The organism is Streptomyces sp. TRM70350 (assembly GCF_019219825.1).
Classification (GTDB): Bacteria; Actinomycetota; Actinomycetes; order Streptomycetales; family Streptomycetaceae; genus Streptomyces.
Genome location: NZ_JAHUXH010000011.1, coordinates 101,908 through 125,098, shown reverse-complemented (window position 1 = coordinate 125,098; position 23,191 = coordinate 101,908). Strand labels below are relative to the sequence as shown.

The following is a 23,191-nucleotide window of genomic DNA, read 5'->3' as shown; positions in this document are numbered from 1 at the left end:
ATCGTACGGGCGTTTCACCGACGCTTCGGAAGCGGCACTCTCAGTAGGTCGTGCGCCACGCTCAGCTCCCCCTCGAACCCGGCGGCCCGCGCCTGCCGCTCGAACGCGTCGGGCTCCGAGTAGCGCTGACTGAAGTGGGTGAGCACGAGATGCCGTACGCCGCTCTCCCTTGCCACCCGCGCCGCCTGACCGGCCGTCAGGTGGCCGTGTTCCACGGCGAGTTCCTCGTCCTCGTCGAGGAACGTCGACTCGATGACGAGCATGTCGCAGCCCTCGGCGAGCGCGTACGCGCCCTCGCACAGCCGGGTGTCCATGACGAACGCGAACCGCTGCCCGCGCCGCACCTCGCTGACCTCTTCGAGGGCGACCCCGCCGAGCGTCCCCTCCCGCTGGATCCGGCCGACGTCCGGCCCCTTGATGCCGTGCGCGGCGAGCCGTTCGGGCAGCATGCGGCGCCCGTCGGGCTCGACGAGGCGATAGCCGTAGGACTCGACGGGGTGGGAGAGCTTGCGGGCTTCGAGCGTGTAGGTCCCGCAGGAGGCGAGCGCCCCGTCGCGGTCCACCGGGGACTCCGTGAGCTGGACGGTCTCGCGGTAGGCGGTCGCGTACCGCAGCCGGTTGAAGAAGCGCTGCCCGGAGCGGGGGTAGTGCGCGGTGACCGGGTGCGGCACCTGGTCGAGGTTGATGCGCTGGATCACTCCGGCCAGGCCCAGCGAGTGGTCCCCGTGGAAGTGCGTGACGCAGATCCGGTCGATGTCGTGGGCGGCGACCCCGGCGCGCAGCATCTGGCGCTGGGTGCCCTCGCCGGGGTCGAACAGGATGCCCTCGCCGTCCCAGCGCAGGAGGTAGCCGTTGTGGTTGCGGTGCCGGGTCGGGACCTGGCTGGCGGTGCCGAGGACCACCAGTTCACGTACGGACACGTCGACTTACCCGGGCGGCCATTCCAGGCCGCGGCCGCCCAGGACGTGGGCGTGCGTGTGCCAGACGGTCTGGCCGGCGCCGGGGCCCTTGTTGAAGACGATGCGGTAGCTCTCCAGCTTGTCCTCGTCGGCGACCGCCTGGGTCTCGCGCAGCACGTCCGCGGCGATCTCAGGCTCGGCGGCGGCGAGCGCGGCGGGGTCCGGGTAGTGCGCCTTGGGGATCACCAGGACGTGGGTGGGCGCCTGGGGGTTGATGTCCCGGAACGCGACGGTCGTCTCGGTCTCCCGCACGATCGTCGCCGGGATCTGCCCCGCGACGATCTTGCAGAACAGACAGTCGTCCTGCGGCTCCCCTGCCATGTTCCCTCCGGGGGTCGAGCGGTTGATCGCGTGTGGGGGCATCGTATCGTCGCCGGGTGCGGGTGGTTGCGTGGCTGGCGCGCCCACGCGGCGGAGCCGCATATCGACACAGCCCCGCGCCCCTCAGGGGTCCTTGCACTATGAGCGTCCGATCAGGTCGCGTGGTCTGGTGCCGTGCATCGCAAGGCGCCGGAGCGCCCTGGTAGCGGAGCCACCTGGGCGTTTCGGCAACGCGGCGAGGTGCGGTGCCAGGCCGCGCGACCCGGGCGGGCATAGTGCAAGGTCCCCTTAGGTGGGCAAGCTGGGCGGTGTTTTCGCCGAGCTGTCCTCCAGCGCCTCCAACGCCAGCCTTATCGCCTCGTCCAGCTGAAGGTCCCGCCCGGCCGCGTGGTCCTGCGGGCGCTGCACCACCTCCACGTCCGGGTCCACGCCGTGGTTCTCCACGCCCCAGCCGTAACCCTCCAGCCAGAAGGCGTACTTCGGCTGGGTGACCAGCGTGCCGTCCACCAGCCGGTAGCGGCTGTCGATGCCGATCACGCCGCCCCACGTCCGCACCCCGACGACCGGCCCGAGCCCGAGCGCCTTGATCGCCGCGTTGACGATGTCGCCGTCCGACCCGGAGAACTCGTTGGCGACGGCGACGACCGGCCCGCGCGGCGCGTCCTGCGGATAGCTGTACGGCCGCATCCCGCGCGGCACCGCCCAGCCGACGATCCGCCGGGCCAGCTTCTCCACCACCAGCTGGGAGGTGTGCCCGCCCCGGTTCTCCCGGAGGTCCACGACGAGCCCCTCCCGGCCCACCTCGACCCGCAGGTCCCGGTGGATCTGCGCCCAGCCCGGCGCCTGCATGTCCGGCACATGGAGATAGCCGAGCCGCCCGCCGGACCGCTCGTGCACATACGCCCGCCGGTCCGCGACCCACGCGTGGTAGCGCAGCGGCTCCTCGTCCGCGATCGGTACGACCACCGCGTGCCGCACCTCGCCCCCGCCGGACGGCGAGATGGTCAGCTCCACCGGCTTGTCCGCCGTACCGACCAGCAGCGGACCCGGCCCGGTCACCGGGTCCACCGCCCGTCCGGCCACCGCCACGATCGCGTCCCCGGCGCGCACCGCGACGCCGGGGGCGGCCAGGGGTGAGCGGGCGTCCGGGTCGGAGGTCTCCGAGGGCAGGACGCGGTCGATGCGCCAACTGCCGTCCGGGTGCCGGGAGATGTCCGCGCCGAGCAGTCCCTGCCGGGCGCCGCCTCCGTGTCCGCCGCGCGGGACGACGTAGGCGTGCGAGGTGCCCAGCTCGCCCTGGACCTCCCACAGGAGGTCCACCAGGTCGTCGTGGGTGGCGACCCGGTCGAGGACGGGCCGGTAGCGGTCGAGGACGGCGTCCCAGTCGACGCCGTTCATGTCCGGCCGCCAGAAGTGGTCGCGCATGATGCGGCCGGTCTCGTCGTACATCTGCCGCCACTCCGCCGCCGGGTCGATCGTCTGGCGGACGCGGGTGAGGTCGACGGTGACGTTGGTGTCGCTGTCGTCGTCGCCGGAGGCACGCCGGTCGCTCGGTACGACCTTCAGGCGATCACTCGTCCAAAGGAGCACCCGTTTGCCGTCCCCGCTGACCTCGAAGTGGTCGGCGTCCGCCGCGAGGTGCTCCAGGCGCTGCTGGGCGAGGTCGTAGCGCTCCAGCTCGGTCTTGGGGTCGGGGTCGTCCGGGGTGGCCCGGGAGGAGCCGAGGACGCCCTCCACGGGGTGGCGCAGCCACAGCACACCGTCCTTCGCGGCGCGCAGGTTGGAGTAGCGCCCGGCCTCGACGGGGAACGGCACGATCCGGTCGGCGAGGCCTTCGAGGTCGATCCGCGTGGTCGGCGTGCCCTCGCTGTCGGGTGTCTCGTCCTTGTCCGGCGCCTCGAAGGGACGGCCGTGCCGCTGCGGGCCGAACGGGGACGGCGTGGTCGCGGACAGCGTGATCAGGTGCGGCCGGTCGCCGACCACGAAGGCCAGGTCGAAGACGTGCTCGTCGTAGACCGGGTCGAAGGAGCGGTTGGACAGGAACGCGAGGTGCTTGCCGTCGGTGGTGAAGGCGGGGGCGTAGTCCTGGAAGCGCAGCGGGGTCGCCTCGGTGACCGACAGGTCGGTGGTGTTGGCGAGCTTCAGCTGGCACAGCGGGCGCGGGCCGGGGTGGGACCAGGCGAGCCAGGCGGAGTCGGGCGAGAAGACCAGCCCGCGCACGTCGCCGTGCTCGCTGCGGTCGACCTCGCGCACCTCGCCGGTCTCCCGCTCGACGAGCAGCAGCCGTCCGTCGTGCGAGGCGACGGCGGCGCGGCTGCCGTCGGGGGCCATGGCGAGGCCGAGGACCCGGCCGAGCCGGCCCGCGGCGAGCCGGCGCGGGATCGAGCCCGGGGTCAGCCCGGTGGCGGGCGCGAACTCCAGGGCGTCCTCGCCCTCGGCGTCCGTCACCCACACCACCCACTCCTCGCCCTCGGAGCGGAAGGTGCGGGGCAGCCGGGCGCGGACGCCGGGTTCGGCGGCCAGCGCGCGGGCGGGCCCGGAGCGGTGGGTGACCCAGTGCACAGCGCCGCGCACGGCGACCGCGCTGCCGCGCGCGGTGTGGTCGGGGGACGCCGACCCGAACCAGCGGGAGGCGTTCACCGGGTACGGCTGCCGGTCGGTGCGCTGCCCGCCGAGCCGGATGTCGAGGCGGCGCGGCTCGGTCCCGTCGAGGTCGTCCAGCAGCCACAGTTCACCGGCGGAGGAGTACACGACGCGGGTGCCGTCGCTCGCCGCGTGCCGGGCGTAGAAGCCGTCGAGGGGAGTGTGCCGCCGCAGGTCCGAGCCGTCGGCGAGGGAGGAGTACAGCGCGCCGGTGCCCTCGTGGTCGGACAGGAAGGCGATCCGGTCGCCGACCCAGGCCGGGCACTCGATGTTCCCGTCGAGGTCCGCGTGGAGTCGTACGAACTCCCCGGCTCCCTCTTCCCCTTGGGAGGCACGGTCGATCCACAGCTTGCCCGCCGTACCGCCCCGGTACCGCTTCCAGGCGGCCGCCTCGCGGCCCATCGTCGCGGACAGCAGCACGGTGTGCGGGCCGTACGCGACCGCGCCGACGGGCCCGTACGGCAGCCTGGCCGGGGGCCCGCCGTCGAGCGGGACGGCGTGCGCCCAGGTGCGGCGGAGGGTGGCCTGGCCGTGGGTGGTGAGGGCGAGGACCTGCCCGTCGGGCGTCCAGCCGCGCACCCGGGTCGTCCAACTGCCCCAGTACGTCAGGCGTTGGGCGGGGCCGCCGTCGACCGGCGCGATGTGCACCTCGGGGGCGCCGTCGCGGGTGGAGGTCCAGGCGACGGTCGTGCCGTCGGGCGAGATGCGTGGCTGGGTCACCGGCACGTTGTCGGCGCTGACCCGCCAGGCGCGCCCGCCGTCGAGGGGCGCGAGCCAGACGTCGTCCTCGGCGGTGAAGGCCACCAACTCGCCCTGGACATGCGGAAACCGGAGATACGCGGGCACTGCGGACTGGGTCACCAGGTCACCCTACGCAGGCGCGGGGCCCGCGCACAGAGGTTTGGATCACTTGCCGCACCTGCTACTTGCCCTCGGGCCGGCATGGGGGAGCGCTCTGGCAGTAGACGGTCTTGGTGACGGTCACCGTGGTGGTGGGGCCGCCGCCGGGCGGGGTGTCGACGGGCGGGGCGGAGGTGGCGTCGCAGTCGCCGAGTCCGCTGACCCGGAACCACTCCCTGCCGTCGATCCTCGCGGTGAGGTCGCCGCGCACGCAGGCGCCGTCGACCGCGCGGGTCACCTTGCCGGTGACGGTGATGTCCTTGCCGTCGGAGGTCTGCCCCTCGCAGTCGACGTCCGCGACGGTGTTCACACCGGCGGACGGCGTCGACCCGCTCCGCTCGCCGAAGTCGGCGGTGCAGCTCAGCCACTGCACGTCGGCCTTCTGCCGCTCCAGCTCCCTGGTCACCAGCTCGTCGGTCGTGTAGGCCACGGTCACCGAACTGATGGCCCCCGGCTCACAGGCCACCAGCCCGCCCACACCGGCCACCACGACCGCCGTCGCACCGGCCACCCGCTGCCCGCGAGGGCGGCCGCACATCCACCGCAATGCCCCCATGGACGGCAGCGTGCCACTGTCCCGGCCGTCGTGGTAGGGCGCATACGGCCACTCGGTGCCCTCACCCGTCACCCAACCGCCTTGCTGCGGAGGAACGTTGCCACTCGTCCTCGGCTGCGTGACCGACGGCCACGGCAACCTGCTCACCCTGCGCGAGTCGTCGTCAGGCGTGCAGTTCCACCAGGTTGCCCTCCGGGTCCTTGAGGTGGCCGTCGCGGTGTCGTCCAGTTCGCCGAGCAGGCGCGGGGATCAGGACCAGCGTCCGGTACGGCCGAGCAGCAGTGCCGCCGCCGCGGTACCGGCCGTCGAGGTGCGCAACACGGTGGGCCCGAGCCGGTAGGCACGTGCCCCGGCGTCCGCGAACAGCGCCAACTCCTCCGGGGAGACGCCGCCCTCGGGGCCGACCACCAGCATGATCTCCCCCTCGGTGGGGAGTTCGGCCGCGGCCAGCGGCTCGTCGCCGCTCTCGTGCAGTACGGCGGCGAAGTCGGCCTCGGCGAGCAGCGCGGCCACCTGCTTGCTCGTCGCCGCGTCCGCGACCTCGGGGAAGCGCACGCGCCGGGACTGCTTGCCGGCCTCGCGGGCGGTGGCCCGCCACTTGGCGAGGGCCTTGGTGCCGCGCTCGCCCTTCCACTGCGTGATGCAGCGGGCCGCCGCCCACGGCACGATCGCGTCGACCCCGACCTCGGTCATGGTCTCCACGGCCAGCTCGCCCCGGTCGCCCTTGGGCAGCGCCTGGACGACCGTGATGCGCGGTTCCGGCACCGGCTCCTCGGCCACCGAGTCCATGCGGACGATCAGCCGGTCCTTGCCCTCGGTGTCGAGGACCACACACTCCGCCCAGCGCCCGGCCCCGTCGGTGAGGACCACGTCCTCACCGGGCCGCAGCCGCTTCACGGAGACCGCGTGCCGCCCCTCGGGCCCGTCGAGGACGTACCGCCCTTCGCTGCTCGCGCCGACGTGCTCGACGACGAACACCGGCGCGGTCATCCGGCACCGCCTCCGGAGGACAACGCTGTCCTGGCCGCCGCGAGCTCGGCCGCCAGCACCTCCACCAGCTGCCCGGCGGGCAGCTCGCGCGCCATCCGGTGCCCCTGTCCCGCCCACAGCGCCATGCCCTGCGCGTCGCCCGCCTTCGCGGCGGCCTTGCGGATCGGGGAGGTGAGGTGGTGGATCTCGGGGTAGGCGGCGGGGGCGTACGGGCCGTGCTCGCGCATGAAACGGTTGACCAGGCCACGGGCCGGGCGGCCGGAGAAGGCGCGGGTCAGCTCGGTACGGACGAACAGCGGGTTGGTCAGCGCCTGCTTGTGCACGGCGTTGGCGCCGGACTCGGGCGTGGCGAGGAACGCCGTGCCGAGCTGCGACGCGCTCGCGCCGGCCGCGAGGGCGGCGGCGATCTGGCTGCCGCGCATGATGCCGCCGGCGGCGACGAGCGGCAGGCCGACCGCCTCGCGGATCTGGCCCAGCAGGGAGAGCAGCCCGATGGCCGAGCCGTCGTTCTCGGGGATGTCCCGGTGGGTGCCCTGGTGGCCGCCGGCCTCGGCGCCCTGCACGATCACCCCGTCGGCGCCCGCCCGCTCGACGGCCCGGGCCTCGTCGGGGGTGGTGGCGGTGACCAGGGTGAGCGTTCCGGCCCGCCGGAGGGAGTCGAGGACGTCACGGGAGGGGACGCCGAAGTGGAACGACACCACCGGTACCGGGTTGTCGAGGAGCACCGCGAGCTTGGCGTCGTAGCCGTCGTCCCGGCCGCTGTCGGGGTCGCCGAGCTCGGTGTCGTACCAGGCGGCCTCACCGGCCAGCTGCTGGGCGTAGACGTCGACGGCGGCGGGCTCGGCATACTCCGGCTGGGGCATGAAGAGGTTCACCCCGAAGGGGCGGCCGGTCAGCCCCCGCAACTGCTTGATCTCCTGGTACATGCCGTCGGCCGTCTTGTAACCGGCCGCGAGGAATCCGAGCCCCCCGGCCTCGGACACGGCCGCGGCCAGCTGCGGCACGGAGACGCCGCCCGCCATGGGGGCCTGCACGATCGGAAGCGGAACGAGATCGGTCAGTGCGGAGGACATGACGGCATGTTGTCACGTCCTCCGAACAAGTCCGAATCCGGCCTGACGTCTGGCATAGGCCAGCGGCATGCCGCGGTTCCTGGGAGCACTCGGCGCCCGTTGAACGAGGACTCAGCGCCCGTTGAACGCGTCCTTCAGCCGCGAGAACAGCCCCTGCTGCCCCGGCTGACTGCGCCTGCCCGGGGGACAACCCCCGGCCCCCCGGCCGCCCTCAGCACCCGCGCAGCTCCGACTGTCAGCGCCCGTTGAACGCGTCCTTCAACCGCGAGAACAGCCCTTGCTGCCCCGGCTGGAACTGCCCCTGCGGCCGCTCCTCGCCCCGCAGCTTGGCCAGTTCCCTCAGGAGGCGCTCCTGCTCCACGTCGAGCTTGGTCGGGGTCTGCACCTCGACGTGGACGACGAGGTCGCCGCGCCCGCCGCCGCGCAGGTGTGTGACACCCCGGCCGTGCAGGGGGATCGACTGGCCCGACTGGGTGCCCGGGCGGATGTCGACCTCCTCCAGGCCGTCCAGGGTCTCCAGCGGCACCTTCGTACCGAGGGCCGCCGCCGTCATCGGGATCGTGACCGTGCAGTGCAGGTCGTCGCCGCGCCGCTGGAAGGTCGGGTGCGGGAGTTCGTGGATCTCCACGTACAGATCGCCCGCCGGACCGCCGCCCGGGCCGACCTCGCCCTCACCGGCGAGCTGGATGCGGGTGCCGTTGTCCACACCGGCCGGGATCTTCACCGTGAGCGTGCGACGCGACCGCACGCGGCCGTCGCCCGCGCACTCCGGGCACGGGTTGGGCACCACGGTGCCGAAGCCCTGGCACTGCGGGCAGGGGCGCGAGGTCATGACCTGGCCCAGGAAGGACCGCGTGACCTGCGAGACCTCACCACGACCCCGGCACATGTCACACGTCTGCGCGGAGGTCCCCGGCGCCGCGCCCTCGCCGCTGCACGTGGCGCAGACGATGGCCGTGTCGACCTGGATGTCCTTCGTCGTGCCGAAGGCCGCCTCGTCGAGCTCGACCTCGATCCGGATCATCGCGTCCTGGCCCCGGCGGGTGCGCGAGCGCGGCCCGCGCTGCGACGCCGTACCGAAGAACGCGTCCATGATGTCCGAGAAGTTCCCGAAGCCGCCCGCGCCGAAGCCGCCCGCACCGGCGCCTGCCCCGGCCTGCGACAGCGGGTCGCCGCCGAGGTCGTAGACCTGCTTCTTCTGCGGGTCCGAGAGCACCTCGTAGGCGGCGTTGATCTCCTTGAACCGCTCCTGTGTCTTCGGATCGGGGTTGACGTCCGGGTGCAGCTCGCGTGCGAGCCGCCGGAAGGCCTTCTTGATCTCTTCCTGCGACGCGTCGCGGCGCACGCCGAGAACGGCGTAGTAGTCCGTGGCCACTTACGACTCCGCCAGGATCTGTCCGACGTACCGTGCCACTGCGCGTACCGCTCCCATCGTTCCCGGGTAATCCATGCGGGTCGGTCCGACCACGCCGAGCTTGGCGACTGCCTCGCCGCCCGAACCGTAGCCGACCGACACCACCGACGTGGAGTTGAGTCCCTCATGGGCGTTCTCGTGCCCGATGCGCACGGTCATGCCCGAATCCTTCGCCTCGCCCAGCAACTTGAGGAGCACGACCTGCTCCTCCAGCGCCTCCAGCACCGGCCGGATGGTGAGGGGGAAGTCATGTGCGAAGCGGGTGAGATTGGCCGTACCGCCGATCACCAGCCGCTCCTCCGTCTCTTCGACGAGCGTCTCCAGCAGGGTGGAGAGCACCGTCTGGACCGTGCCGCGGTCCTCCGCCTCGAAGGCCTCCGGCAGATCCTGCACCAACTGCGGCACATCCGTGAAGCGGCGGCCCGCGACCCGGCTGTTCAGCCGCGCCCGCAGATCCGCCAGCGACGCCTCGCCGAACGGCGCCGGGCAGTCGACCATCCGCTGCTCCACCCGCCCGGTGTCCGTGATCAGCACCAGCATCACGCGCGCGGGTGCCAGCGACAGCAGCTCCACGTGCCGCACGGTGGACCGGGTCAGCGACGGGTACTGCACGACGGCGACCTGCCGCGTGAGCTGCGCGAGCAGCCGTACGGTCCGGGTCACCACGTCGTCCAGGTCGACGGCGCCGTCGAGGAAGTTCTGGATCGCGCGCCGCTCCGGCGCGGTCAGCGGCTTGACCTCGGCCAGCTTGTCGACGAAGAGCCGGTAGCCCTTGTCGGTCGGGATGCGCCCGGCGCTGGTGTGCGGCTGGGCGATGTATCCCTCGTCCTCCAGGGCCGCCATGTCGTTGCGGACGGTCGCCGGGGAGACGCCGAGGCTGTGCCGCTCGGTGAGCGCCTTGGAACCGACCGGCTCCTCGGTACCGACGTAGTCCTGGACGATCGCGCGCAGTACCTGGAGCCTTCGTTCACTGAGCATCCGCGCACACCTCCAGTACGTCGTCCCCTTGGCGCTCCCCCTGGCACTCGACGCACGCGAGTGCCAGCCTTACCGGCCCAGTGTACGGCCGTCGGGTACGCCCCGGGCAAGGCCGGTCCCGCGAGGTCGTGCCGGGTGGGGCGTACGGCAGGCGGGAACGGGGCGACAGGGCCTAGCGTCGCTGTATGAGCGTGACTTGGGAAGAGGTGGGCTGGGAGCGGCTGGCGGCCGGTGCCGGGCGGTGTCGCCTGCCCGGCTGGGACTGCACGGTGGGGCTGGTGGTGGGACGCGGCGCGGCGCTGCTGATCGACGCGGGGTCGAGCCTCGCGGAGGGGGCACGGCTGCGGGCGCAGGCGGAGGCGCTCGCCGGTCACCGTGTGACCCATCTCGCGCTCACCCACCCCCACTTCGACCACGTCCTCGGCGCGGCGGCCTTCGCCGGGGCGGAGGTCTTCGGCGCGGTCGGCATCGACGCCGTGCTCGGCGGCCGGCGCGGCCGTGAGGAACTCCGCGCGGACGCCGTCCATCACGGCCTCGACGCCGCGGCGGCCCAGGAGGCGGCCGACACCCTGGTCCCGCCCCGCCACCTCGTCTCCGGCGAGTGGACCCTCGACCTGGGCCCCGGCCGCCAGGTCCTGCTGGCGAACGTGGGCCCGGCGCACACGGCGTACGACCTGGCGGTCCTCGTGCCGGGTGAGCCCGAGGTGGTCTTCTGCGGCGACCTGGTCGAGGAGTCCGGTGAACCGCAGGCGGGCCCGGACGCGGTGCCGTCGCACTGGCCGGACGCGCTGGACCGGCTGGTGAGCTTCGGCGGCGAGGACGCGCTGTACGTGCCCGGTCACGGAGCGGTGGTGGACGCGGCGTTCGTACGGCGCCAGCGCGACGCCCTGGCCGCCCGATTCGGCGTGTCGCCCGGATGACGTAGCGACCTGTCCATATCGTCATGCGAATGCGCCAGTATTCTCCGGACCTGACCCCGCCGTGGAAGAAGCCGAAGCAGCCCGCCCCGGAGGTCCCCGCGGAGCCCGGTCTGGTGGTCGAGGAGCCCGGCACCGGTTTCTGCGGCGCGGTGATCCGCTGCGAGGCGGGCACGGTGACGCTGGAGGACCGCTTCGGCAAGCACCGGGTGTTCCCGCTGGAGCCGCGGGGTTTTCTGCTGGAGGGCAAGGTGGTGACCCTCGTACGGCCGTCTGCTTCGGCTCCGGCACGTCCCACCCGCACCGCCTCCGGTTCGGTCGCCGTCCCCGGCGCACGCGCGCGCGTGGCCCGCGCCGGCCGTATCTACGTCGAGGGTCGGCACGACGCCGAGCTGGTCGAGAAGGTCTGGGGCGACGACCTGCGTATCGAGGGCGTGGTCGTGGAGTACCTGGAGGGCGTGGACGACCTTCCGTCGATCGTGGCCGATTTCGCGCCGGGCCCGGACGCGCGGCTGGGCGTCCTGGTGGACCACCTGGTGCCGGGCACGAAGGAGTGGCGGATCGCACAGGCGGTGACGAGCGAGCACGCGCTGGTGGTGGGCCACCCGTACATCGACATCTGGGAGGCGGTGAGGCCGTCGTCGCTGGGGATCGCGGGGTGGCCGCGGGTGCCGCGCGGGGAGGACTGGAAGGCGGGGGTGTGCCGGGCGTTGGGGTGGCCGGAGAACACCGGGGAGGCGTGGCGGGGGATTCTGGGGCGGGTGCGGTCGTACAAGGACCTGGAACCGGAGCTGCTGGGAAGGGTCGAGGAGCTGATTGACTTCGTCACCGCACCCGCGTAGGGCGTCTTGCGGTCACTGCTCAGGGCGTCTTACAGCCCCTGCTCAGGGCTTCAGTCCACCAGGTCCCGCACCACCGCATCGGCCAGCAACCGCCCCTGCAAGGTCAGCACGGCACGCCCCTCCTCGTACGGCACCTGCTGAAGGAGCCCCTCGGACAGCGCCCTGCGGGATGCCCTGAGGCCCTCCTCCCGGAGCAGGCCGAGCGGTGCCCCGTCCCGCAGCCGCAGCTCCAGCAGGATGCGCTCCACCCTCCGGTCCTCGGCGGACAGCAGCTCGCGGCCCGCGCCCGGGGACTTCCCCGCCGCCAGTGCCGCCGCGTACGCCCCCGGATGCTTCACGTTCCACCACCGCACGCCCCCGACATGGCTGTGCGCGCCGGGCCCCGCGCCCCACCAGTCGGCGCCGCGCCAGTACAGCTCGTTGTGCAGGCAGCGGGCGGCGTCCGAGGTGGCCCAGTTGGACACCTCGTACCACTCGAAACCGGCCCCGGAGAGCCGTTCCTCCGCGATCAGGTACCGGTCGGCGTGCACGTCGTCGTCCGTCATCGGCACCTCGCCCCGGCGGATGCGCCGAGCCAGCTGCGTGCCCTCCTCGACGATCAGCGCGTACGCGCTGATGTGGTCCGGCCCAGCCCCCAGCGCCGCGTCCAGCGAGGTCCGCCAGTCGTCGTCGGACTCCCCCGGTGTGCCGTAGATCAGGTCGAGGTTGACGTGCTCGAAGCCCGCGGCGCGGGCCTCCGCGACGCACGCCTCAGGGCGGCCGGGGGTGTGGGTCCGGTCCAGGACCTTCAGCACATGCTGCTTCGCGCTCTGCATCCCGAAGGACACCCGGTTGAAGCCGCCCTTCCGCAGGGCCGCGAGATACGCCGGGTCGACCGACTCGGGATTGGCCTCCGTCGTGACCTCGGCGTCCGCCGCCAGCCCGAACTCCTCCCGGATCGCCCCCAGCATCCGTACGAGGTCGTCCGCGGCCAGCAGTGTCGGCGTACCGCCGCCGACGAAGACCGTCCGGACCTCGCGCGGATCGTCGCCGAGCACCTCGCGGGCCAGCCGGATCTCGTCGATCAGCGTGTCGGCGTAGTTGTCGCGGGAGGCGAGCACCCCGCCCGTGCCGCGCAGCTCGGTCGCCGTGTAGGTGTTGAAGTCGCAGTAGCCGCAGCGGGTCGCGCAGTACGGGACGTGCAGATAGAACCCGAGGGGTCGGTCCGCCGCCCCGGCGAGCGCGGCCGGGGGCAGCGCGCCGTCGTGGGGGACGGGCTCGCCGTCGGGAAGTGCGGAAGGCATGTCCTCCATTGTCCCGTACGCGGCGCGTCACTCCGCTTGCAGGACCAGCAGCGCGAGATCGTCCTCCGGCGGCCGTCCGCCGAACTCGTGCACCAACTGCCTGATCCGCTCGGCGATCAGCTCGGCGCTCATCCCCGCACACCCCGACAGCGCCGCCGCCAGCCCGTCCCCGTCGTCGAACTGGCGCGAGCCACTGCGCCGCTCGGTCACCCCGTCCGTGACGCACAGCAGGGTGTCGCCGGGCCGCAGCTCGAAGCTCTCGCTGGTGTACGTCTCGTCCTCGACGACCCCGAGCAGGGTCTGCGGCCGCGCGGCCGTGCGGACGTCGCCGTCGGGCCCGAGGAGCAGCGGCAGCGGATGCCCGGCGGAGGCGAGGGTGCAGCGGACGCCGCCGTCGAAGGGGGCGAGTTCGCCGTAGAGGAGGGAGAGGAAGCGGGTCTGCGGGCCGTCGCCCGGACCGGCGGGGCCGACCAGGGCGCGGGCGGCGGCGTCGGCGGCCTCCGTGGCGTCGTCGAGGAGGAGCTGGTTGAGGCGGTCGAGGACGTCGGCGACGCGGTAGCCCTCGCGGGCGAGCAGCCGCAGCCAGGGGCGGGCCAGCCCGATGACGACGGCGGCCTCGGGTCCCTTGCCCTGGACGTCACCGACGGCGAAGCACCAGCGTCCGTGGCCGGCCGGGAAGACGTCGTAGAAGTCGCCGCTGGGCCCGCCCTTGTCGCAGGGCTCGTACACGAGGGCGCTGCGCACGCCGGGGATCTGCGCGACCGCGCCGGGCAGCAGGCCGCGCTGGAGTACGGCGCTGATGGTGGCCTGCCGGGCGTACTGCCGGGCCGCCCCGATGGCCAGCGCCACCCGACGGCTCAGATCCTCGACGAGCCCGGTGATCTCGTCCGGGAAACCCTCGCCTCCGGCCCGCCCGATAACAAGCGAACCGAGCGGCTGCCCCCCGGCGACGAGCCGATACGACAGGGCCGTACCACCGGCGCCCCCTTCGGCCGCGCCGGAGACGCCGGGCCCCTCGGCGTCAGCGTGCGGTTGCTGGGGCCAGGGGCGGTCCGGGGGTGGGGTGGCCGGGGGCGGGTTGCCGATCTCTGGGTGGCCGGGGTCCGGATTGCCGGGGTCCGGGACGCCGGGGCCCTGGACGCCCTGGGCCGCGTGGCCGGGGCCCGGGACGCCGGGGCCCGCGATGCCCTGGGCCGCGTGGCCGGGGCCCGGATTGCCAGGGTCCGGGACGCCGGGGCCCGCGATGCCCTGCGCCGCGTGGCCGGGGCCCGGATTGCCAGGGCCCGGGACGCCCTGGGCGGCGTGATCGGGGCCCGGATCGCCATGGCCGCAATCGCGAGGGCCCGGGACGCCCTGGCCCACATGCCCCCGACCCGGATCGCCGGATCCCAGCACGCCAGGGCCCGGACCACTGGTGCCCGGGATACCGCGGCCCGGAACGCCGGGGCCCGCGATGCCCTGCGCCGCGTGGCCGGGGCCCGGATTGCCAGGGCCCGGGACGCCCTGGGCGGCGTGATCGGGGCCCGGATCGCCATGGCCGCAATCGCGAGGGCCCGGGACGCCCTGGCCCACATGCCCCCGACCCGGATCGCCGGATCCCAGCACGCCAGGGCCCGGACCGTTGGTGCCCGGGACGCCGGGGCCCGGACTGACAGGGCCAGGGCTGCCGGGCCCCGGGACGCCCTGCCCCGCGTGATCGTGGCCCCGACCGCCACGGCCCGGGCCCCCAGGCCACGCCCCCTCGCCGAGCGAGCTGTCGGCCCCGGGGTCCCCAGGCCACGGATAGGGCACCGGCCCCGAGGGCGTCAGTCCGTCCTCCACCCGCGGCGGTTCCTTCTCCAGGCAGCGTCGGAGTTCCTCGATCCGCTCCTCGCTGGTGTGCCACACCCGCGCCAGCCGCGGTCCGCCCTCGCCCCACCCGGCCCTGCCGCCCAGGACCTCGTCCTCCAGCCACACCGCACACCAGTCCGCCAGCCGGGGCACGATCAGCTGGCCGGTGAGCGCGGCGACGAGGTCCTCGTCGAGCTGTCCGGCGAGCAAGTCGGAGGCCTCGGCGAGGAAGGACAGCGCGCCCCGGCCGAGCCAGTCCCGGTCGCGCTCGGCCCGATGGGGCCCGGGCGCGAGGAACTCGGCGCCGAAGAAGCCCGTGCGCTCGGGGTCGTACCCCTCGGCCTCCGCCTCCGGACACACCTCGGCGGACACCCGCGCCCACACCGTCTTGGCGCCCCGCCGATAGGTCACGCCCCAGGCCTCGGAGAGCGCGGCGACGAGACGCAGCCCGCGCCCGTACTCCGGGGTCTCGTACGCCGCTTCGCGCTCCCCGTCCCGGGGCGGCCGCGAGGGGTGGTGGTCGCAGACCTCCACGACGACGGCGCCGGAGTCCGGCTCCAGCCGGCAGACCAGCTCGACATCGGTACCGGCGTGCACGACGGCGTTCGTGACCAGCTCGCTCAACACGACCATGGCGTCATGGGCCAGCCGGTCGGTGAGCCGCTCGGCGCCGGGCAGCCCGAGGCCGGTCCACTCCTGGAACGCCGCGCGCAGCAGTCCCCGGGCGGCACCCGGCGCGAGCGGGCTCCCGTTCAGCGCGGCGCGCACCTGTGCGCCGGGGCGCACGGAGACAAGGGACAGGGATACGGACTCCCGTTGCGCCGGAACGGCCCCCATCTACAGCTCCCCGAGCGGCTCGGACGAAGACGACTACGCCTCGATCAATGCCGACAGGGTGACAGACAGACCCCACACATAAGCGCCGAGTTACGGAAGTGGCCAATTTCGGCCAGAAGACGCCAACTAACAAACGAAGGACGCCCTGACCCACCCAGGGGCGCGAGGATTTGCGGCCGGCCACACACAACGGCCAGCCGCACATCCCCTCAGCAGCCCCTACGCTTCGCGCGTCCCCGCGTACATCTCATCCAGCAGATGCTGGTACTCCCGCTCCACCACCGGCCGCTTCAGCTTCAGACTCGGCGTGATCTCCCCGTGCTCCACATCGAGGTCCCGCGGCAGCAGCCGGAACTTCTTGATCGTCTGCCACCGCTGAAGCCCCGCGTTCAGCTGCTGCACATACCCCTCGACCATCTTCACGGTCGCCGGCGCGGCCACCACCTCGGCGTACGACTTCCCCTCCAGCCCGTTCTCGTTCGCCCACTGCATGATCGACGCCTCGTCGAGCGCGATGAGAGCGGTGCAGAAGTTCCGGTCGGCCCCGTGCACCAGGATGTTGGACACGTACGGGCACACCGACTTGAAGGCGCCCTCGATCTCGGTCGGCGCGACGTACTTTCCGCCCGAGGTCTTGAACAGGTCCTTCTTCCGGTCGGTGATCCGCAGATACCCGTCGGGCGACAGCTCCCCGATGTCCCCGGTGTGGAACCAGCCGTCCGGCTCCAGCACTTCCGCCGTCTTCTCGGGCAGCCCGTGGTACCCCTCCATGATCCCGGGCCCGCGCAGCAGGATCTCGCCGTCCTCCGCGATCCGCACCTCGGTCCCGGGCAGCGGCTTGCCGACCGTGCCGGTCCGGTACGCCTCACCGGGGTTGACGAAGGACGCCGCGGAGGACTCGGTCAGTCCGTACCCCTCCAGGATGTGGATGCCGGCACCGGAGAAGAAGTACCCGATCTCCGGCGCCAGGGCCACCGACCCCGACACACACGCCCGCAGCCGCCCGCCGAAGGCCTCCCGCAGCTTGGAGTAGACGAGCACGTCGGCCACCTTGTGCTTGGCGGCGAGCCCGAACGGCGCGGTGCGGGTCCCGGTGCGGCGGAAGTTGTCCTGCGTGACCTTGGCGTACTCGCGCGCGACGCCCACCGCCCACTGGAAGATCTTGTACTTGGCGGGGCCACCGGCCCGGGCCTTCGCGGCGACGCCGTTGTAGACCTTCTCGAAGATCCGCGGCACGGCCGCCATGTACGTCGGCTGCACCACCGGCAGATTCTCGATGATCTTGTCGACCCGGCCGTCGACGGCGGTGATGTGCCCGACCTCGATGTGCCCGGAGGTCAGCACCTTGCCGAAGACGTGCGCGAGCGGCAGCCACAGGTACTGCACGTCGTCCGGACCGAGCAGCCCGGTCGCGGCGATCGCCTTCGCCATGTACGACCAGTTGTCGTGCGGCAGGCGGACACCCTTGGGCCGGCCGGTCGTACCGGAGGTGTAGATCAGGGTGGCCAGCTGGTCCTTGGTGATCGCGGCGACCCGGTCCTTGACCAGGGTGGGGTCCTTCTCCAGCCGGGCGGCGCCCCGGGACTCCAGCTCGGCGAGGCTGAGCACCCAGTCGCCGGTTTCCACGCCCTCCGCGTCGATGACCACGACATGCGTGAGATCGGGCAGCTCGGCGCGCTTCTCCTGCGCCTTGGCCAGCTGCTCGGCGTTCTCCGCGATGAGCACGCGGCTGCCGGAGTCGGCGAGGATGTACGCCGACTCGTCGGCGTTGGTCTGCGGGTAGATCGTGGTGGTGGCCGCGCCCGCGCACATGATGCCGAGGTCGGCGAGGATCCACTCGATCCGGGTGGCGGAGGCCAGCGCGACCCGCTGCTCCGGCTGGACGCCCAGCTCGATCAGCCCGGCCGCGATCGCGTACACCCGCTCGGCGGCCTGCGCCCAGCTCAGCGACTTCCAGTCGTCCGGGCCCTGCCCCGAGGCGGGCGGGACCGGATAGCGGAAGGCGTCGGCGTCCGGGGTGGCCGAAACGCGCTCCAGGAAGAGGCCCGCGACGGACGGCGGACGGTTCTCGATCAAGGTCTGTGTGTCGCTCACGACATCCTCCGGGGCCCGCGACGGTGCGGCTGGCTCAGGGCGTCTAGCGCCTTCAGTGCGGCAGTTTTTCACCCGCGTTGTTTAACTCGCGAGTAACTATCGAGCAGGGATCAGGGTAGAGGCCGACCGGCCACTGCGTAAGCCTCCGTGCCTTGTCACTTCCTCCAGAAGGACAGCCGTATGCACACGACAGGGGCCCGCCGTCCGGTACGGCAGGCCCCTGTTGCGGATGATTTGTGAAGTAACCCCTGGAACCGCGGTTACTTCTTGCTCTTGCTCGGCCCCGCGCTGTCATCACTGGACAGCACGGCGATGAAGGCCTCCTGCGGAACCTCCACGGAACCCACCATCTTCATCCGCTTCTTGCCTTCCTTCTGCTTCTCCAGCAGCTTCCGCTTACGCGAGATGTCACCGCCGTAGCACTTGGCGAGGACGTCCTTGCGGATGGCGCGGATGGTCTCGCGGGCGATCACCCGGGAGCCGATGGCGGCCTGCACCGGCACCTCGAAGTTCTGCCGCGGGATCAGCTCCTTGAGCTTGGCGACGAGCCGCACGCCGTACGCGTACGCCTGGTCCTTGTGCGTGATCGCCGAGAAGGCGTCCACCTTGTCGCCGTGCAGCAGGATGTCGACCTTGACCAGCGAGCTGGACTGCTCGCCGGTGGGCTCGTAGTCGAGCGAGGCGTAACCGCGGGTCTTGGACTTGAGCTGGTCGAAGAAGTCGAAGACGATCTCGGCGAGCGGGAGGGTGTAGCGGATCTCGACGCGGTCCTCGGACAGGTAGTCCATGCCGAGCAGGGTGCCGCGCCGGGTCTGGCACAGCTCCATGATCGCGCCGATGAACTCGGTCGGCGCGAGGATCGTCGCCCGTACGACCGGCTCGTACACCTCGGCGAGCTTGCCCTCGGGGAACTCGCTCGGATTGGTGACCGTGTGCTCGGTGCCGTCCTCCATGATCACGCGGTAGACCACATTGGGCGCGGTGGCGATCAGGTCGAGCCCGAACTCGCGCTCCAGCCGCTCGCGGACCACGTCGAGGTGGAGCAGGCCGAGGAAGCCGACACGGAAACCGAAGCCGAGGGCGGCGGAGGTCTCCGGCTCGTACACCAGCGCGGCATCATTGAGCTGGAGCTTGTCCAGCGCCTCGCGCAGCTCCGGGTAGTCGGAGCCGTCCAGCGGATACAGCCCGGAGAAGACCATGGGCTTGGGGTCCTTGTAGCCGCCGAGCGGCTCGGTGGCGCCCTTCGCCTGGCTGGTGATGGTGTCACCGACCTTGGACTGCCGGACGTCCTTCACACCGGTGATCAGGTAACCGACCTCGCCGACGCCGAGCCCGTCCGCCGGGAGCATCTCGGGCGAGTTGACGCCGATCTCCAGCAGCTCGTGCGTCGCGTTCGTGGACATCATCCGGATCCGCTCACGCCTGTTGAGTTGCCCGTCGATGACACGGACATACGTCACGACGCCGCGGTAGGAGTCGTAGACGGAGTCGAAGATCATGGCGCGCGCGGGGGCGTCGGCGACGCCGACCGGCGCCGGGATCTCGGCGACCACCTTGTCGAGCAGGGCCTCCACCCCGAGCCCGGTCTTCGCGGAGACCTTCAGCACGTCGTCCGGCTCGCACCCGACGAGATTGGCCAGCTCCTCGGCGAACTTCTCCGGCTGGGCGGCCGGGAGATCGATCTTGTTCAGTACGGGGATGATGGTGAGGTCGTTCTCCATCGCCAGGTACAGGTTGGCGAGGGTCTGGGCCTCGATGCCCTGGGCGGCGTCGACCAGGAGGATGGTCCCCTCGCAGGCGGCGAGCGACCGCGAGACCTCGTAGGTGAAGTCGACGTGCCCCGGGGTGTCGATCATGTTGAGGATGTGCGTGTTGCCCGGGTCATGGGTGGGAGCCCAGGGCAGGCGCACGGCCTGGGACTTGATCGTGATGCCGCGCTCGCGCTCGATGTCCATCCGGTCGAGGTACTGAGCACGCATCTGCCGCTGCTCGACCACACCGGTCAGCTGGAGCATCCGGTCGGCGAGCGTGGACTTGCCGTGGTCGATGTGCGCGATGATGCAGAAATTGCGGATCAGAGCCGGGTCGGTACGGCTCGGCTCGGGCACATGGTTAGGGGTCGCGGGCACGCAGGGTCCTGTCTCTTGAGGCGCCTTATGCCTCGGGTCGGATCGTCACGTAGCCTCCATGGTCCCACGGGCGGCGACCGGCGACCGGTTTGGGCCAGCTGGAGCCCCGCTGGTAGCCTGGGTGGCTGCGTCTCATGCCCTCTCAGCGCGAGGCGCTTCTTCAAGAAATCACCTGGTACGGGACCCGGAATCCCTCTGGCCCCGTGCCTGAACCTGAAAAGGCTCATTCGTGGCGAACATCAAGTCCCAGATCAAGCGGATCAAGACCAACGAGAAGGCTCGGCTGCGCAACAAGGCCGTCAAGTCCTCCCTGAAGACCGCGATCCGCAAGGCCCGCGAGGCTGCTGCCGCGGGTGACGTCGAGAAGGCCACCGAGTACCAGCGCGCTGCCGCGCGTCAGCTCGACAAGGCCGTCTCCAAGGGCGTCATCCACAAGAACCAGGCCGCCAACAAGAAGTCGGCGCTGGCTGCGAAGGTCGCGTCCATCAAGGGCTGAACCCCTTATCTGGTCTGATCGGATCCGGCCCGCCGGATCCAGCCGCCGGAAGGACCCAGAGCGGGCCCTCTCTCATCCGCTCCCGACCGGCACCCCGAGTCCGTACGCGGCCTGCGTTCGCCACGCGGGTACGGGCTCACCAGCCTGAACCGAAGGCCCCGGCGCCCCGCTCTTCCCCAGGGCGGACGCCGGGGCCTTCGGCCTGCGCACCGCTGATCACGACCAGAAGTCGTTACTCGCCTCGATGTCCTCGATGCACTCGTCGATGTCGGACATCTTGTCCCCGACGATCCGGAAGACGAGGGCTCCGGTCTCGTCGAGGTGCTTGCCGTTCCGATCGGCCTGGAAGCGGTGCACGGAGACCGCATGCCCGCGACCGTCGACCAGGACGGTGCGCAGATCGACCTGAATCGTCCCGTTGGTCTCCTCGAAGAGCCGACGGTACATGTCGATGATCGCGTCCTGCCCCTTGAAGTCCCCCGCGAGCGGATGACTGCCGGGAACGTGGTGCGTGCAGTCCCCGGTCAGCAGTCCCCGCAGGGCATCCATGTCACCCCGCGTGAAGGCCTCGTAGCCTTTGCGGACGACAGTTGCGTGCGGATGCTCAGCCATGCCGAATCGCCACCTTTCGTGCTACCGGAGGATGTGGCGGATACCGCTGATACCGACGATTCTCCTCTGGGGAGGAGCCGGTCACACCTCGACGCAGGGTCGGTGGCCGCTACCCCCGCCCCCGCGACCGAGCCGCCCGCGCAATCGTCACGACCGCCTTCTCCAGGGCGTACTCGGCGTCATCCCCGCCGCCCTTGACCCCGGCGTCGGCCTCGGCGACCGCCCGCAACGCCACCGCCACCCCATCCGGCGTCCACCCCCGCATCTGCTGCCGCACCCGGTCGATCTTCCACGGCGGCATCCCCAGCTCCCGCGCCAGATCGGCCGGCCGCCCACCGCGCGCGGCCGACAGCTTCCCGATCGCCCGCACGCCCTGCGCCAGCGCGCTGGTGATCAGCACCGGTGCCACCCCGGTCGCGAGCGACCACCGCAGCGCCTCCAGCGCCTCCGCCGCCCGCCCCTCGACCGCCCGGTCGGCGACCGTGAAGCTCGACGCCTCGGCCCGCCCGGTGTAGTACCGTCCGACGACCGCCTCGTCGATGGTGCTCTCGACGTCCGCGCACAGCTGGGACACGGCGGACGCCAGCTCCCGCAGATCGCTGCCGATGGCGTCGCACAGCGCCTGGCAGGCCTCCGGCGTGGCCGACCGCCCCCGCGCACGGAACTCGCCCCGGACGAACGCCAGCCGGTCCGCCGGCTTGGTCATCTTCGGGCACGCCACCTCCCGCGCCCCCGCCTTGCGCGCGGCATCCAGCAGGCCCTTGCCCTTGGCCCCGCCCGCGTGCAGCAGCACGAGCGTGATCTCCTCGGCGGGCGCCCCCAGATACGCCTTCACGTCCTTGATCGTGTCGGCCGACAGGTCCTGCGCATTGCGTACGACCACGACCTTGCGCTCCGCGAACAGCGACGGGCTGGTCAACTCCGCGAGCGTGCCCGGCTGCAGTTGGTCCGGCGTCAGGTCACGCACGTCCGTGTCGGCGTCGGCGGCCCTGGCGGCGGCCACCACCTCCTGCACGGCACGGTCGAGCAGGAGGTCCTCCTGGCCCACGGCAAGCGTCACGGGGGCGAGAGGGTCGTCTTGAGCAGTCTTCCTGGCCATCCCGCACAGCATCCCACGCGCCACTGACATTGATACTCGTAGGCCTCCGCCCGCGTGCACGGACGCATCGGGCCTACGGGTCCTCCCGCCATCCCTCCCACTCCGCCACGAACTCGTCCAGCTCCCCCGCATCCAGCCGCCCGTCGCCGTCCCGCAGTACCACCAGCCACTGCGCGTCCTCGGCGTCGTCCTCACCGGCCAGCGCGTCCCGCACCAGCTGCGGCTCCTCGCGCAGCCCGAACCGGTCCCCGAGCGCCTCCGCCACCTCCTCCGCGGCATCACGGTCGGGCAGCACCAGCACATGTCGCACATCACTCACGGCGCCCATTTTCCGGCACCGCCCGAGCCCGCGAACAAGCAGGTCAGCCCGCACCACCATCGCTCCCCCGCACGACCGGCACCCGGTCCAGCTCGATCCCGAACCGCTCCCGGTACACCTCCAGCACCTCCTCGTCCGCCCCCAGCTCCCGCTCGTCCCGCGTCCCGTCGGCGGCCGTCGTCTTCAGCCGCCGCCCGCTGAGCGTGATCCGCCCGCCGTCCTCCGTGAGCCGGGAGCACACCAGCGACTGCACGAAGTGCGACTCCGGGGAGGTGCTGTGCCACCAGGCCCCGGTCACGAAGTCCCCGAGCACCCGCGGCCGCAGCTCCAGCCGGTACACCGGCCTGCCGTCCCTGACCACATCCAGGTCGGGAGCCCCGGCGCCGCCCCCGGCCGCGGGAGCACCCCGCATGCCCGCCGCGTCCGGCCCTGCCTCGGCGATCCGGAACACACCGCCGGGATCCATCTGTTCGCGCCGCTCCTCGAAGGCCAGCGGACCGTGGCTGAACGCGCCGAAGCCGACGTCGGCCAGCCACTCCCCCGCGTCCACCGTCCGCACCCGCAGCGCCAGGTGGTCGTACGGGACACCGAGCCGCCCGCCCTCCCCGTACACCCGCGCCGCCAGCAGCGAGACGTCGTATCCCAGCGCGACGAGCAGGGCGCCGAAGGCCCCGTTCAGTTCGTAGCAGAACCCGCCGCGCCGCGCCCCCACCACCTTGTCCAGCAGCCGCTTCTCCTCCAGCACGATCTCCTCGCCGAGGTGGATCGACAGGTTCTCGAAGGGGACCGCCTGCAGATGGTGCAGCTGCAGGTCACGCAGGACGTCGATGGTGGGCCACGCCGGGTGCGCGACTCCCAGGCGGCGGAGGTAGGCGTCAACCTGTGCGGAGTTCATGCCT

19 protein-coding genes are annotated in these 23,191 nt (G+C 72.1%); 3 read left to right on the top strand and 16 right to left on the bottom strand.

The genetic code is table 11. The features are described from left to right. Window positions 1-14 precede the first annotated feature (14 nt). The 8 genes from KWI83_RS19090 to hrcA form a co-directional block, all read right to left on the bottom strand. Complete coding sequence (locus tag KWI83_RS19090; RefSeq protein ID WP_218515568.1) at window positions 15-920, bottom strand: ribonuclease Z; 906 nt, start codon at window positions 918-920, stop codon at window positions 15-17. 6 nt (window positions 921-926) lie between these two features. Further along, window positions 927-1,280, bottom strand: a complete 354-nt coding sequence (locus KWI83_RS19085) for a histidine triad nucleotide-binding protein (protein ID WP_218515567.1) — start codon at window positions 1,278-1,280, stop codon at window positions 927-929. Window positions 1,281-1,568: 288 nt separating this feature from the next. Continuing rightward, window positions 1,569-4,784 carry a S41 family peptidase gene (locus KWI83_RS19080; RefSeq protein WP_218515566.1) on the bottom strand — a complete coding sequence of 1,072 codons (3,216 nt, stop codon included), beginning with the start codon at window positions 4,782-4,784 and terminating at the stop codon, window positions 1,569-1,571. 61 nt (window positions 4,785-4,845) lie between these two features. Next, the gene (locus KWI83_RS19075; protein ID WP_374106337.1) at window positions 4,846-5,379 is read right to left on the bottom strand and encodes a hypothetical protein; all 534 of its coding nucleotides are present in this window, start codon (window positions 5,377-5,379) and stop codon (window positions 4,846-4,848) included. A gap of 249 nt (window positions 5,380-5,628) precedes the next feature. Further along, window positions 5,629-6,369 carry a 16S rRNA (uracil(1498)-N(3))-methyltransferase gene (locus KWI83_RS19070; protein WP_218515565.1) on the bottom strand — a complete coding sequence of 247 codons (741 nt, stop codon included), beginning with the start codon at window positions 6,367-6,369 and terminating at the stop codon, window positions 5,629-5,631. Beyond that, window positions 6,366-7,442: a nitronate monooxygenase gene (locus KWI83_RS19065; RefSeq protein ID WP_218515564.1), complete on the bottom strand. Its 1,077-nt coding sequence runs from the start codon at window positions 7,440-7,442 to the stop codon at window positions 6,366-6,368. Before KWI83_RS19065 ends, KWI83_RS19070 begins: the two co-directional genes overlap by 4 nt. Window positions 7,443-7,677: 235 nt before the next feature. Beyond that, window positions 7,678-8,817 (bottom strand): molecular chaperone DnaJ, encoded by a 1,140-nt coding sequence (gene dnaJ / locus KWI83_RS19060; protein WP_218515563.1) that lies wholly within the window; start codon window positions 8,815-8,817, stop codon window positions 7,678-7,680. After that, a complete protein-coding gene (gene hrcA, locus KWI83_RS19055) occupies window positions 8,818-9,834 on the bottom strand; it encodes a heat-inducible transcriptional repressor HrcA (protein ID WP_218515562.1) in 1,017 nt (338 codons plus the stop codon). 185 nt (window positions 9,835-10,019) lie between these two features. Here hrcA and KWI83_RS19050 point away from each other — a divergent pair, with 185 nt between their 5' ends. Continuing rightward, window positions 10,020-10,754: an MBL fold metallo-hydrolase gene (locus tag KWI83_RS19050; RefSeq protein WP_218515561.1), complete on the top strand. Its 735-nt coding sequence runs from the start codon at window positions 10,020-10,022 to the stop codon at window positions 10,752-10,754. A 29-nt stretch (window positions 10,755-10,783) separates the two neighbouring features. After that, window positions 10,784-11,593 carry a DUF3097 domain-containing protein gene (locus KWI83_RS19045; RefSeq protein ID WP_218515560.1) on the top strand — a complete coding sequence of 270 codons (810 nt, stop codon included), beginning with the start codon at window positions 10,784-10,786 and terminating at the stop codon, window positions 11,591-11,593. A 50-nt stretch (window positions 11,594-11,643) separates the two neighbouring features. Here KWI83_RS19045 and hemW read toward each other — a convergent pair whose 3' ends face one another. From hemW to lepA, 4 genes are all read right to left on the bottom strand, one after another. Continuing rightward, window positions 11,644-12,876 (bottom strand): radical SAM family heme chaperone HemW, encoded by a 1,233-nt coding sequence (gene hemW / locus KWI83_RS19040; protein WP_218515559.1) that lies wholly within the window; start codon window positions 12,874-12,876, stop codon window positions 11,644-11,646. 27 nt (window positions 12,877-12,903) lie between these two features. Next, complete coding sequence (locus KWI83_RS19035; protein ID WP_218515558.1) at window positions 12,904-15,543, bottom strand: ATP-binding SpoIIE family protein phosphatase; 2,640 nt, start codon at window positions 15,541-15,543, stop codon at window positions 12,904-12,906. A gap of 219 nt (window positions 15,544-15,762) precedes the next feature. Further along, window positions 15,763-17,637: a long-chain fatty acid--CoA ligase gene (locus KWI83_RS19030; RefSeq protein ID WP_218515557.1), complete on the bottom strand. Its 1,875-nt coding sequence runs from the start codon at window positions 17,635-17,637 to the stop codon at window positions 15,763-15,765. 260 nt (window positions 17,638-17,897) lie between these two features. Further along, window positions 17,898-19,766, bottom strand: coding sequence for a translation elongation factor 4 (lepA, locus tag KWI83_RS19025; protein ID WP_218515556.1), 1,869 nt, complete (start codon window positions 19,764-19,766; stop codon window positions 17,898-17,900). Window positions 19,767-19,995: 229 nt separating this feature from the next. Here lepA and rpsT point away from each other — a divergent pair, with 229 nt between their 5' ends. Continuing rightward, window positions 19,996-20,262 carry a 30S ribosomal protein S20 gene (rpsT, locus tag KWI83_RS19020; protein WP_218515555.1) on the top strand — a complete coding sequence of 89 codons (267 nt, stop codon included), beginning with the start codon at window positions 19,996-19,998 and terminating at the stop codon, window positions 20,260-20,262. 216 nt (window positions 20,263-20,478) lie between these two features. Here rpsT and KWI83_RS19015 read toward each other — a convergent pair whose 3' ends face one another. The 4 genes from KWI83_RS19015 to KWI83_RS19000 all read right to left on the bottom strand — a co-directional run bounded on the left by KWI83_RS19015 (window position 20,479) and on the right by KWI83_RS19000 (window position 23,187). Continuing rightward, window positions 20,479-20,874, bottom strand: a complete 396-nt coding sequence (locus KWI83_RS19015) for a nuclear transport factor 2 family protein (protein ID WP_218515554.1) — start codon at window positions 20,872-20,874, stop codon at window positions 20,479-20,481. A 109-nt stretch (window positions 20,875-20,983) separates the two neighbouring features. Beyond that, window positions 20,984-21,973 (bottom strand): DNA polymerase III subunit delta, encoded by a 990-nt coding sequence (holA, locus tag KWI83_RS19010; RefSeq protein ID WP_218515553.1) that lies wholly within the window; start codon window positions 21,971-21,973, stop codon window positions 20,984-20,986. Between the two features lie 73 nt (window positions 21,974-22,046). Next, complete coding sequence (locus KWI83_RS19005) at window positions 22,047-22,292, bottom strand: hypothetical protein (protein ID WP_218515552.1); 246 nt, start codon at window positions 22,290-22,292, stop codon at window positions 22,047-22,049. Between the two features lie 43 nt (window positions 22,293-22,335). Next, window positions 22,336-23,187 carry an arylamine N-acetyltransferase gene (locus KWI83_RS19000; RefSeq protein WP_218515551.1) on the bottom strand — a complete coding sequence of 284 codons (852 nt, stop codon included), beginning with the start codon at window positions 23,185-23,187 and terminating at the stop codon, window positions 22,336-22,338. Window positions 23,188-23,191 lie beyond the last annotated feature (4 nt).

Coding starts and splice junctions, on each gene's coding strand:
- KWI83_RS19085 (WP_218515567.1), bottom strand. CDS start 1,280: ATGGCAGGGGAGCCGCAGGACGACTGTCTGTTCTGCAAGATCGTCGCG.
- KWI83_RS19075 (WP_374106337.1), bottom strand. CDS start 5,379: ATGGGGGCATTGCGGTGGATGTGCGGCCGCCCTCGCGGGCAGCGGGTG.
- KWI83_RS19070 (WP_218515565.1), bottom strand. CDS start 6,369: ATGACCGCGCCGGTGTTCGTCGTCGAGCACGTCGGCGCGAGCAGCGAA.
- KWI83_RS19065 (WP_218515564.1), bottom strand. CDS start 7,442: ATGTCCTCCGCACTGACCGATCTCGTTCCGCTTCCGATCGTGCAGGCC.
- hrcA (WP_218515562.1), bottom strand. CDS start 9,834: ATGCTCAGTGAACGAAGGCTCCAGGTACTGCGCGCGATCGTCCAGGAC.
- KWI83_RS19050 (WP_218515561.1), top strand. CDS start 10,020: ATGAGCGTGACTTGGGAAGAGGTGGGCTGGGAGCGGCTGGCGGCCGGT.
- KWI83_RS19045 (WP_218515560.1), top strand. CDS start 10,784: ATGCGCCAGTATTCTCCGGACCTGACCCCGCCGTGGAAGAAGCCGAAG.
- hemW (WP_218515559.1), bottom strand. CDS start 12,876: ATGCCTTCCGCACTTCCCGACGGCGAGCCCGTCCCCCACGACGGCGCG.
- KWI83_RS19035 (WP_218515558.1), bottom strand. CDS start 15,543: ATGGGGGCCGTTCCGGCGCAACGGGAGTCCGTATCCCTGTCCCTTGTC.
- KWI83_RS19015 (WP_218515554.1), bottom strand. CDS start 20,874: ATGGCTGAGCATCCGCACGCAACTGTCGTCCGCAAAGGCTACGAGGCC.
- holA (WP_218515553.1), bottom strand. CDS start 21,973: ATGGCCAGGAAGACTGCTCAAGACGACCCTCTCGCCCCCGTGACGCTT.
- KWI83_RS19000 (WP_218515551.1), bottom strand. CDS start 23,187: ATGAACTCCGCACAGGTTGACGCCTACCTCCGCCGCCTGGGAGTCGCG.